This is a genomic window from Corynebacterium sp. P3-F1 (assembly GCF_030503635.1).
GTDB lineage: Bacteria > Actinomycetota > Actinomycetes > Mycobacteriales > Mycobacteriaceae > Corynebacterium.
This window is the reverse complement of sequence record NZ_CP129965.1, coordinates 1,098,472-1,109,476: the sequence shown is the minus strand read 5'-3', so window position 1 is coordinate 1,109,476 and position 11,005 is coordinate 1,098,472. Positions and strand designations below refer to the sequence as shown.

Annotated in this window: 9 protein-coding genes; 1 reads left to right on the top strand and 8 read right to left on the bottom strand. The window is 64.4% G+C overall.

What is annotated here, in order from left to right; translation table 11 throughout:
- Window positions 1-49 precede the first annotated feature (49 nt).
- From QYQ98_RS05215 to trmB, 7 genes are read right to left on the bottom strand one after another with little or no spacing between them, the layout of a single operon-like run.
- Window positions 50-424, bottom strand: a complete 375-nt coding sequence (locus QYQ98_RS05215; RefSeq protein ID WP_302005873.1) for a DUF3054 domain-containing protein — start codon at window positions 422-424, stop codon at window positions 50-52.
- A 9-nt stretch (window positions 425-433) separates the two neighbouring features.
- Window positions 434-1,756 carry a cyclopropane-fatty-acyl-phospholipid synthase family protein gene (locus tag QYQ98_RS05210; protein ID WP_302005872.1) on the bottom strand — a complete coding sequence of 441 codons (1,323 nt, stop codon included), beginning with the start codon at window positions 1,754-1,756 and terminating at the stop codon, window positions 434-436.
- Between the two features lie 8 nt (window positions 1,757-1,764).
- Window positions 1,765-3,222 (bottom strand): FAD-binding oxidoreductase, encoded by a 1,458-nt coding sequence (locus tag QYQ98_RS05205; protein ID WP_302005871.1) that lies wholly within the window; start codon window positions 3,220-3,222, stop codon window positions 1,765-1,767.
- A 25-nt stretch (window positions 3,223-3,247) separates the two neighbouring features.
- Window positions 3,248-4,291 carry a lysylphosphatidylglycerol synthase transmembrane domain-containing protein gene (locus tag QYQ98_RS05200; RefSeq protein WP_302005870.1) on the bottom strand — a complete coding sequence of 348 codons (1,044 nt, stop codon included), beginning with the start codon at window positions 4,289-4,291 and terminating at the stop codon, window positions 3,248-3,250.
- 5 nt (window positions 4,292-4,296) lie between these two features.
- Window positions 4,297-6,585, bottom strand: a complete 2,289-nt coding sequence (locus tag QYQ98_RS05195) for an MMPL family transporter (protein WP_302005869.1) — start codon at window positions 6,583-6,585, stop codon at window positions 4,297-4,299.
- Window positions 6,586-6,600: 15 nt separating this feature from the next.
- Window positions 6,601-7,272, bottom strand: a complete 672-nt coding sequence (locus QYQ98_RS05190; RefSeq protein ID WP_302005868.1) for an NYN domain-containing protein — start codon at window positions 7,270-7,272, stop codon at window positions 6,601-6,603.
- Window positions 7,269-8,051 carry a tRNA (guanosine(46)-N7)-methyltransferase TrmB gene (gene trmB, locus QYQ98_RS05185; RefSeq protein WP_302007686.1) on the bottom strand — a complete coding sequence of 261 codons (783 nt, stop codon included), beginning with the start codon at window positions 8,049-8,051 and terminating at the stop codon, window positions 7,269-7,271. Before trmB ends, QYQ98_RS05190 begins: the two co-directional genes overlap by 4 nt.
- 336 nt (window positions 8,052-8,387) lie before the next feature.
- Between trmB and QYQ98_RS05180 the strand changes: the two genes are divergently transcribed.
- Window positions 8,388-10,202, top strand: coding sequence for a phosphoenolpyruvate carboxykinase (GTP) (locus tag QYQ98_RS05180; protein ID WP_302005867.1), 1,815 nt, complete (start codon window positions 8,388-8,390; stop codon window positions 10,200-10,202).
- Window positions 10,203-10,206: 4 nt separating this feature from the next.
- Here the strand turns inward: QYQ98_RS05180 and QYQ98_RS05175 are convergent, their stop codons facing one another.
- Entirely contained in the window at window positions 10,207-10,977 is a 771-nt protein-coding gene (locus QYQ98_RS05175; RefSeq protein ID WP_302005866.1) for a methyltransferase domain-containing protein, read from the bottom strand.
- Window positions 10,978-11,005: the final 28 nt, after the last annotated feature.

Here is an 11,005-nt window from a genome sequence, read left to right as displayed (position 1 = left end):
CGTGTGGGCTTTCCGCATGATCTCCAGCGGCAAGCTCCCGTTCTAAGAGCTACCGCTTGATCAGGCGCACAATACCGCGCCACCCCAACATCAGCAGCGCCGACATCACGCTGGCCACCACAACGAAGGACCAGTGCGGCAGCTGCTGATTTCTTATGCCCCAGATGATCAGGCCGGTGGCGACGGTGATCAGCCAGATGAGCCAGCCCTTGTCCTCACCTTTATTCTCGCCGCCGCGGTCGCTGGAGAGCGTGACGATCACCCAGGCCAGCGCCACACCCACGAGGAACGGCCACAGCGTGGACAGCCAGCCGGTGAAGTTCAGCGGCATCTCCTCAGTCTGGTGTGCGATGCGCGCCAGTAGCGCGAAGACGGCGATGGCGAGGGTGTCCAGGGCAATGGCAACAGGTGATGAAATCTTCATGGGTTCATTCTAGAAAACTGAGTCGTTCCACCACCGGCGCTCAGGCGTGCCGGCGCGGGAACCGTTCTCATCGAGCTTGATGCCCACTACCTGGTGCAGCTCGACGACATCGTGCTCGAAGCCCCACTCGGATCCCGCCATGTACATGCCCCAGAGCTTCGCGGTGTTCCCGCCGACGAGCTCGACGGCTCGGTCCCAATTCGCCCGCAGATTCTCGCACCAGTCGTGCAGCGTGCGCATGTAGTCGAACCGGATATTCTCCTCGTGGAAGACCTCGAAACCGTGGTCCTGCATCTTGCGGATGATGGTGCCCGAACCGGTCAGTTCCCCGTCGGGGAAGATGTAGCGGTCCATGAAGTCGCCGCTCTTAGTCTTGTGGTTGTCCGGGTAGGTGATGCAGTGGTTGACCATCACCCCGCCCGGGCGGAGCTTGCCGGCGAGGAAGTCGAAGTAGGAGGCGTAGTTGTCCACACCGATGTGCTCGAGCAGGCCGATGGAGGAGATCGCGTCGAAGTCCGTCTCGGTCACGTCGCGGTAGTCGAGGTGACGGACCTCTGCCAGATCAGCCAAGCCTTCTTCCTCGATTTTCGCCTGGGCCCACTCCGCCTGCTCTTTCGACAGCGTGACGCCGAGGGATTTCACCCCGCGCCGCGCCGCGTAGCGCACCATGGAGCCCCACCCGCAGCCGATGTCGAGGTGGCGCCCGCCGGGTTGAAGGTTCATTTTCTCGAACACGAGCCGGAATTTGTTCTCCTGCGCCTCGTCCAGGCTGGCATCCGGGGTGGGGTAGTAGGCGCAGGTGTACGCCATGGATTCGCCGAGGAACAGTTCGTAGAAGTCGTTGCCCACGTCGTAGTGGGAGGAGATGACATCGGCGTCGCGCTCCTTCGAGTGTCGGGACAGGCCCTGGCGCACGCGGCGCTCCAACCAGGACGCCTGCTCGGCCTCCGGGATCGGCTGGACCTGGATTGCCCCCATGGACCGCAGGGACCGAGCGATGCGCAGGCCCGTCGCCACATCGGGGCGGGAGTAGTTGTCGTACAGCGTGCGCAGGTGGTCGAAAATCCCGTAGGGGTGGGCCAAGTGCTCGCCCTCGACGACGAGGCCGTCGGTGACCCACGCACGCGCGAGCCCGAGATCACCGGGTGCAGTGGCGATGTAGGACAGACCCTCGGGACTGGTCACCCGCACGGTGTGCTCGGCGTCCTCCGGGCCGGTCGTTGAGCCGTCGAAAGCCTCCCAGCGGAAGGGAGTGCCTGCGGGAAAGAGTGCGTCCACGATCTCGGCGACGGTCATGGGCGTGAAATTCTTGTTCAAGTTATCGACGATCATGATTTCTCCTACGCGTTCTCCACTGTCTTCTCGTACAGCCCCGGGAATCTCCGGTGTGGGTCGTACTGGTCTTTCATCTGCTCCGGCAAACCGCCGCCGTACAGGTCCTCGAACTCGCAGCGGCTGTAGAAGGCCTCCGAGTAGAGGGATTTGTGGCCGCCGAGCTCGGAGACCTTCGACTCGATGACCTTGTTGAAGGCACCGGGCTCCTGCGCGGCGGAGACATGGTCAGCCGGGACACCGGACCAGAATCCGACGTTGATCCAGGTGGTGCCCGGCTTCAACGGGTAGAGCGGCCACGGCTCGGACTGGGGCAACCCCACGCCGGAGAGCTCTTCTACACCGGCGCGTAGCCTGATCGGGCACAGCCACACCGGCTCGATGTCGCTGGCGGAAAAGAACCATTGCAGAAATTCTGCGAGGCGCGCGTCGGTGACCTCGATGTCCTGCACGACGCGTTCTGTGCGGGGCAGGTTCTTCGGTTTCTTCAAAAACCGGTATTCAAGGTCGTACTTCTTGTCCAGTCCGACGAGCTTCCAATAAAAAGAACTGCGGCGCAGCTGCCTCGGCCAGAGCTTGCGCACGCGCGGCTCTTGGGCGGCGAAGGCCCGGGAGCACCAGAACCAGTCGGTGTCCCAGCGCCAGATGTAGTCGCGGATGGTCAAAAAGTCGTGTGTGATGCCCGTGGGGTGCTGCAGCGAGCGGTAGTAGATCGCGTCGCGGGTGTAGTCGGACACCCCTGGTGCCTCATCCGTCTGGAAGGCGAGCACGATGTACTGCTCTTCGGGGGAGAATGCCACGGCGTCGAGCCCGTGAATGGGGCGGCCGTCCCAGGTCCCCGAGGCTGCGGCCTGTGCCAGACCGTCCTGGAATGCGTGCAGGTCGCTGTAACGGACGTGGGCGAGTTCGACGAAATCCGCGACCTCTTCCAGCTCGATCTTCAGCCGTACCGCATAGCCGAGGGAGCCGTAGGAATTCGGGAACGCGCGGAACAGCTCCACGTTCTCCTCCCGCGAGCAGGTGACAATCTCGCCGGTGCCGACTAGGACGTCCATCTCCAGCACCGACTCATGCGGCAGTCCGTTGCGGAAACTGGTGGATTCCACACCCATCCCGGAGACGGCGCCGCCGAGCGTGATCGTCTTCAGCTGCGGGATGACCAGGGGAGCAAGGCCGAACGGCAGTGTCGCGTCCACCAAATCCTCGTAGGTGCACATGCCCTGCACGTCCGCGGTCTTATCCACCGGGTCGATCGCGATGACGCCGCGCAGCCCGCTTACATCCAGTCCGGCGCTCTCGCCCGCGCGGGAACGGAACAGATTCGACGTCGTCTTGGCCAACCGCACGCGCTGCCCGTTAGGCACAGCATTGAACGAGCTCAGCAGCTTATCGACGCCCCCGTGATGTGCATGCCACCCCACCGGGTTCACCTGCTGCCAATCCACACTCCGCCCCAATGCGTTCATGTAAAGCCACGATAGACCTGTTCGATTAATCTGGCAGGAGCGCAGAATCGGGTGCGGAGTCGGTTGCAGAATCACCCCGCCCGATCATGAAGCCCTTTCCGGCGTAGACGAACAGGTAGATGATCCAGCCGATGGCGGTGATCAGGGCGAAGGAAATGATTCGGTAGATGAGGGTGGCGGCGGTGGCGTCGACAAGCGTGAGGCCTGAAGCGACGAGCGATGCGGTGGCCACGGGTTCGACGGTGCCGATGCCGCCCGGAGTGACCTGCGCCGCGCCGGCGAGCTTGGTCATGATGAACGCTAGGGCCACGCCCTGAACGGTCGTCTCGTTCAACCCGGCAGTGAAGCCGGGGAGGGTTCCGGTGACGGCGGTGACGGAGAAATAGAGGGTGGTGACGTCGATAAGCTGGTTCAACAGCGAGAACAACGCTGCGGCGAGGAACGCGCCCGGGCTCATGCGGATGGAGCCGAGCTGGTCGACGACCTCAACGACCTTGCCGCGCACGCGCTCAGGCAGGAAACGCACCCAGCGCCGGAGGATGTCCGGATTGTAGATGGCCCAGAACAGTCCTGCGATGGCGGCGAGCGCGACTACGAGGGAGCCAACCAGCGCCCAGATGGACAACCGGGCGCCGAGGAAGATGACGGCGGCAATCCCGATGACCACCATCCACACCGTGGACAGCGCGCCGGAGATGACGAAGAACCAGCCGCACAGCCCGACCGAGGCACCCCACGAGCGGTGCACGTTGAATGTCAGCCAAGCGGAAATCGCCGGCCCGCCCGGGATCGTCGTGGACCAGGCATTGCTGGCCAAGGTGATCGCGGACGCGTTGCCCATGTTCACGCGCACGCCGTCGGCGGTGAGCAGGATCCGCATCACCGCGGCCATCGCCAGAATCGCCAGCATCGCGCACACCACCGCCGCAGCGACGGGGGCAAGGGAGGCGTGGCGCAGCGTCTCATACGCCTTGCCGAGAAACGGCAGCTGGTCGCGGAAAACAACGCCGAGGATGACCAGCACCACGACCGGTGCCAGCCAGCGGATCCACGCCCGGGCGCTGGTCACGGCCCCTACCCGTTCAACCGGCGCATCAGCTCGTCGAACGGGATGAGCTGTGTGTCCTGGTCGACAGAAATGCCGGAACGAGCGTGCTGATTCGCCGGGACGGTCTCCCCGATGGGGATGTCGCCGGTGCGGGGGTGGGATGAGGCGTCGATAAGCTGCTTGCTGCGGTCGCCGCCCTCCCCGAACGATGCTGCGGTGCGCTTGATCCAGCGCGGTGCCCACCAGTTGTCTTCGCGCAGTTCGTGCATGATCGCGGGGACGAGCAGGAGGCGGATCAATGTCGCGTCGAGTGCGAGCGAAATGATCAGGCCGTAGGAGATGTACTTCATCATCACGATCTCACTGAGGGCGAACGCGGCGGTGACGACAATCATGATCAGCGCTGCCGCCGTGATGATTGAGCCGGTGTGCGCCGTGCCGTACTTGATCGACTGATCCGTGTCCGCTCCCTTGTTGCGTGCCTCCACCATGCGGGAGACGAGGAAGACCTCGTAATCCGTGGACAGGCCGTACAGGATCGCGATGATGAGCACCAGCACCGGACTCATCAACGGGCCGGGGGTAAAGCCGAGCACGCCCGCGCCGAGACCGTCGACGAAGACGAGGGTGAGGAAGCCCAGCGTCGCGCCGATGCCGAGAATATTCATCAGCACGGCCTTGACCGGCAGGATCATCGAGCCGAACAGCACCGCCATCAGCAGGAATGTGGCCAGCACCATGTACACGGCCATCCACGGCAGGCGCTCCAGCAGGGCCTCAATCGACTCGACCTCCATCGCCGGGGTGCCGCCGACATGCAGCTTCACGCCTTCCGGGGCGTCAATCGCGCGCAATTGCTTGACGACGTCCTCCCCGCCGTTCCGGTCCGCCAATGTTCCCGACAGGACGAAGGTGCCGTCAGGCGTGGACTTGGTCTTCTCCATCGGCGATGCCAGTCCGGTGATACCGCGGGTCTGCCAGACGATGTCGATGAACTGGTCGTTCGAGGCGCCCTCGACAACGAGCTTGACCGGGTCCGTGCGGAAGGCGGGGAACGTCTCGTTGAACTCGTCCTGCGCCTGACGCACCTGGTTGGCGGGTGGGAGGTAGGACTCGTTGATGCCGCCGAAGGTGATTCCCACGATGGGGAGCGTGAGCAGGATAAGCGCTCCCGCCACGCCGGCGATGACCGGCTTGGAGTGGCGCATCGCCCAGGACGGGATCTTGTACCAGATGGTGTCCTCGATCCGGCGGGCCTTCCGGCTGGTCCGGCGTGCGGAGAATTTGTCGATGTTGCGTCCCAGCATGCTGAACAGAGCCGGCAGCACAGCGACCGAGATGATCGCCGCGAGCACGACCGCGCTGATCGCGCCGTACGCGACAGATTTGAGGAACGCCTGCGGGAACATGAGCAGACCGGACAGCGCCACACCGATCATCAGGGCGGAGAAGAACACCGTCTTGCCCGCCGTGGTGGTGGTCTCGGCGACAGCGGCCTCGATGTCCTCGGGCGAATCGCCGCGCAGGTCCAACTCCTCGCGGAAGCGGGAGACCATGAACAGGCCGTAGTCGATGGCCAGGCCCAAGCCCAGCAGCGTGATCACGGACTGGGAGAACACGTTGACCTGCTGCACTTGGGCGAGCAGCGACAGCGCCGACAGCGACCCCAGGATGGACAAAATGCCCACTACCAAAGGCATGGCGGCTGCGACCACGCCGCCGAAGGCGAAGAGCAGGATAATCGCGACGAAGATCAGGCCGATCTTTTCCGCGCGGGCGATGTCGGCGGCCATCCCCTTGTCCAGCGCCCCTGCAATGGCGGTGGCCCCTGCGACCTGAACTTCCGTGCCCTCGGGCAACTCGATGTCGTAGAGCGCGTCCTCGATGGCGCGGTAGTCCTTCAGGGTCTGCTCGCCGTCGCCTTTCAGCCCGATCGCGGCGAAAGCTTTCGTCCCGTCCGGGGAGAGCAACTGGGGGTTCGGTTTGTCGAAGTAGCTGGTGATGTGGTCGATCTGCTCCGGGAACTGGTTTTTAAGAGCACTGATCTGCCGGTTCGCTTCCGCCATCACCTGCTTGTCCGTGACGTTTCCGCTGACGAGCAGGATCACGTCGCCGTTGTTGTCGCGGCCAAAGACCTCCTCTTCCACCGCAGCTGCCGTGGTGGACGCGGCTCCCGGGTCCTCCCACCCTTCCTGGGAGAGCCGGTCGCCGAGTTTGGAGCCCCACAGCACCTGCATGAGCAGAATGATCGCTATGACAACCACCGGGATGATCCGGCGGTGGCGATATGCAAACTGGCCCCACTTGTAGAACACGGGCTCTCCTCTTCTTTAACCTTTGTTGAGCAGCACCGACAGCGGGCGGAAAGGCTGCAGCCATGCGCCTTCTTCCGGCAGCTGGTCCAGGTTGACCCGCGGCAAGGGCTCGCGGAACACCCCGGGGATGTCCTCCAAGTCTACGAATGAAATCGTTTGGGACGTCACCGCCCAGCTCGCGTGTTCGTGGAAACCGAGCACCGTGACGGGCAGGCCGTCAGCGGCGAGCTCGTCGAGCAGCTCCTGGAAATTCTGGCCGTCAGCGGACGCGACCACGACCCCGCGCAGCACGCCTTCGTCTTGCCGGCGCCGGATGTGGTCCACCATGTCCTCGTCCACGTCCGAGTCCTCGTCGGCCTTTGGTTTGGCAAAGACAGCGAAACCGACGTTGCGCAGCGCCTCCACCCACGGGCGGACAACATCGGCGCTGCCCGGTGCGACGTTGGTGAACACGGTGGCCTCCGGCTCGACGGTCGTGCCGGTTGCGGCGCCGAGGTCCACTGCCTGCATTGCTAGCCAGCGGCCGATCGCGTCAAACCGCGGGCGGTACGCGGCTGTCGGGCGGCCGCCCAAGATCGCCCCCAAGCCCATATCCAGGTTCGGCGCGTCCCACACCAGCAGGAGATTGTCGGGTCCCGCCTCCGCTCCGGCGGTGTAAGGGTGGGTCGTCGTGTGCAAGTCTGTCATTTCTTCACCCACAGGTACTCGCGGATCATGTGGTCTTTTTCCAGGCCCTTGCCCTCGAATTTCGTGATCACTTGACGGTCGGTCAGGATGGGGGCATCGTCCCACGGCCAGCCCTTGAAGTCCAAGGCCGGTTCCGCTTCGACGAGCTCGTCGATCCATTCGGCGTAGTCCGCGTGGTCGGTGGCCACGTGGAGCACCCCGCCCGGTTTCAGGCGGGTCGCGATGAGGTTGAGCGTGCCCGACTGGATGATGCGCCGCTTGTGATGGCGCGCTTTCGGCCACGGGTCGGGGAAGAAGATGCGCACGGCATCGAGCGATTCCGGGGCGACCATGCGGGCGAGCACCTCCACACCGTCGCCGCGGATCATGCGGACATTCTCGATGTCCCCGCGCACCACCGACCCCAGCAGCTTTGCCAGTCCCGGCTTGTACAGCTCCACGGCAATGATGTTGGCGTCTGCCTCCAGCGGGGCCATCGCTGCCGTCGAGGTTCCTGTGCCCGAACCGATCTCCACGATCGTGGGGTGACCGCTGCGGCCGAACCACGCGTCGTAGTCGATGAACTGCTCGTCGGCCTCATCAGTGAGGACGGTGCCGAGGCGGGGCCAGTGTTCGTCGAAAAGCGACTGCTGGTTGTCGGTCAACGTGCCGCGGCGGAAAGTGACCGACCCCAATCGCGGGTAGTCGAGACCGGTGTCGAACTCAGTCTGCGGCGGGCGGCCGTGCGGGAGCTCGCCCAGCGCGTCTCTGCTGTCCTGGCTGTCCTGGCTGTCCTGGATGGCTTCGTGGCTGCGATCGTTTTCGTTCACGATGATATTGTCCACGAGCTCGCGTTCCGGTGCGCGATGCCCCCCGCTTAGGGGAAGCAAAAGGGCCCTGCGGGGGCCGTCCGGTCCGGCGACACCACATTCGTGCGCAAGACCTCTCGGCTTCCGGGTAAGGGCAGCTTAATAGCGTGAACGAGAGTGATTAGTGGGGGCGCACCCACACTCTTTTGGGGGTAGTAGTTTTGTAGCTTCACCGCGCTTAAATGCGCGGTTGAGGAGTTGGGGCGAGGAACGGGGGCACTCCGATACGCTGAATAAAGGAACCGCCGATGAATAAGAGGAGTAGCAATGACCGCTGCAGTCAAGGGGCTGGAGGGGCAGGCCCCCACCGAGAATGAGCAGTTGATCAACTGGATCAACGAAGCAGTCGATTTGTTCCAGCCGGAGCAGGTGGTTTTCGCTGACGGCTCCCAGGAAGAGTGGGACCGTCTCGCCGCCGAGCTGGTGGAGAAGGGCACGCTGATCAAGCTGAACGAGGAGAAGCGTCCGAATAGCTTCCTCGCTCGCTCTCACCCGTCCGACGTGGCACGTGTGGAGTCCCGCACCTTCATCTCCACCGAGACCCCCGAAGGCGCCGGCCCGACGAATAACTGGGTCGCCCCGGACGAGCTCAAGGCGGAGATGACCGAGCACTTCCGCGGTTCGATGAAGGGCCGCACCATGTACGTGGTGCCATTCTGCATGGGCCCGATCTCCGACCCGGACCCGAAGCTGGGCGTGCAGCTCACCGACTCCGAGTACGTGGTCATGTCCATGCGCATCATGACGCGCATGGGCCAGGAAGCGCTGGACAAGATCGGCAAAGACGGCGACTTCGTGCACTGCCTGCACTCCGTCGGTGCACCGCTTGAGCCGGGCCAGGAAGACGTGGAGTGGCCGTGCAACGACACGAAGTACATCTCCCAGTTCCCGGAGACCAAGGAAATCTGGTCCTACGGCTCCGGCTACGGCGGCAACGCCATCCTGGCTAAGAAGTGCTACGCCCTGCGTATCGCTTCGGTGATGGCGAAGGAAGAGGGCTGGATGGCCGAGCACATGCTCATCCTCAAGCTCATCGACCCGGAGGGCAAGGCGTACCACGTCACCGGTGCTTTCCCGTCTGCCTGCGGCAAGACCAACCTGGCCATGATCACCCCGACCATCCCGGGCTGGAAGGCGGAGGTCGTCGGCGACGACATCGCGTGGCTGAAGCTGCGTGACGACGGCCTGTATGCGGTCAACCCCGAGAACGGCTTCTTCGGTGTGGCGCCGGGCACCAACTACGAGTCCAACCCGAACGCCATGCGCTCCATGGAACCGGGCAACACCCTGTTCACCAACGTCGCGCTCACCGACGACGGCGATGTGTGGTGGGAAGGCATGGACGGCGAGACCCCGGAGCACCTCATCGACTGGCAGGGCAACGACTGGACGCCGGAGTCCAGCACTCCGGCCGCCCACCCGAACTCCCGCTACTGCGTGCCCATCACCCAGTGCCCGTCCGCGGCCGAGGAATTCGACGACTGGCGCGGTGTGAAGGTCGACGCCATCCTCTTCGGCGGCCGCCGTCCGAGCACGATCCCGCTGGTCACCCAGACACGCGACTGGAACCACGGCACCATGATTGGCTCCCTTCTCGCTTCGGGCCAGACTGCGGCTTCGCTGGAGGCTAAGGTCGGCTCCCTGCGCCACGACCCGATGGCCATGCTGCCGTTTATCGGCTACAACGTGGGCGACTACTTCCAGAACTGGATCGACCGCGGCAACGAGGGCGGCGACCGCATGCCGTCGATCTTCCTGGTCAACTGGTTCCGACGCGGTGAGGACGGCCGCTTCCTGTGGCCGGGCTTCGGCGAGAACTCCCGTGTGCTGAAGTGGATCGTCGACCGCATTGAGGGCCGCGTCGAGGCCGATGAGACCGTCGCCGGTCACGTCGCTCGCGCCGAGGACCTCGACCTGGAGGGCCTGGACACCCCGATCGAGGATGTCCGCGAAGCACTCGCCGTCAACCCGGAGGAATTCGCGGCCGACTTCGAGGAGGGCAAGGAGTACCTGGGCACCCTCGGCGACCGCGTCCCGCCGGAGATCTTCGACGAGCTGGAGAAGTCCCGCTCGATGATCTAAGGGGTCACGCCCGCAGAACCAGCACGAGGTTCGACACCGCGAACTCCCGCACCACCGGCACCGAGGTGAGCCACCAGGCCCACCCCGGGTGGTAGCGGGGGAACGCGGTGATTTTTTCTGCCCCGGCTTTCTCCGCTGCGTCCGCCCAGTCCAGCCCCCATTTCGCGGAGACCGCGAAGAGGGATTCGCCCCACACGTTCTTCGGCGGGTGCCCGTGGATGTGCTCGTAGCGCCGCCACGCGAACTCCCCGCCGACATAGTGCGGCCACAGCCCTGTCTCGTGCCCGCCGTACGGCCCCAGCCACACCGTGTAGCTCACCACGACGAGCCCGCCAGGCCGCGTCACACGCAGCATTTCACCGCACATCGCCGCCGGATCGGGCACGTGCTCCACCACATTCGACGAGTACGTCACGTCGAAGACACCGTCCGCGAAGGGCAGCGCCGCGCCGTCGCCGCGCACAGCCCCGTACCCGCTTAAGCCCGCCGCCGACATTTCGCTTATCGACGGCTCCAGCCCCACATACATTGCCCCCTTTTCCCCGAATGCCTCGGCGAAATACCCAGGGCCCCCGCCAACGTCAAGGACCCGCTGGCCGTTCAGGTTGTGCCCGCGCACATCTTCGCTTAGGGCCTCGATCAGCGCGGCGGTGTCCTGTGCCAGCACCCCATAGAAGAGTTCTGGCCGTGTCTGCTCGTGCTTGAACGCGCGCAGCAGCCCGACTGAGCGCTTCAACGTCGCCAGTTGCCGGGTGCGTTTCAAGCGAATGTCCATCTAGGTGACACTAACACCGGCGATCCAG

Coding starts and splice junctions, on each gene's coding strand:
- QYQ98_RS05215 (WP_302005873.1), bottom strand. CDS start 424: ATGAAGATTTCATCACCTGTTGCCATTGCCCTGGACACCCTCGCCATC.
- QYQ98_RS05210 (WP_302005872.1), bottom strand. CDS start 1,756: ATGATCGTCGATAACTTGAACAAGAATTTCACGCCCATGACCGTCGCC.
- QYQ98_RS05205 (WP_302005871.1), bottom strand. CDS start 3,222: ATGAACGCATTGGGGCGGAGTGTGGATTGGCAGCAGGTGAACCCGGTG.
- QYQ98_RS05190 (WP_302005868.1), bottom strand. CDS start 7,272: ATGACAGACTTGCACACGACGACCCACCCTTACACCGCCGGAGCGGAG.
- QYQ98_RS05180 (WP_302005867.1), top strand. CDS start 8,388: ATGACCGCTGCAGTCAAGGGGCTGGAGGGGCAGGCCCCCACCGAGAAT.
- QYQ98_RS05175 (WP_302005866.1), bottom strand. CDS start 10,977: ATGGACATTCGCTTGAAACGCACCCGGCAACTGGCGACGTTGAAGCGC.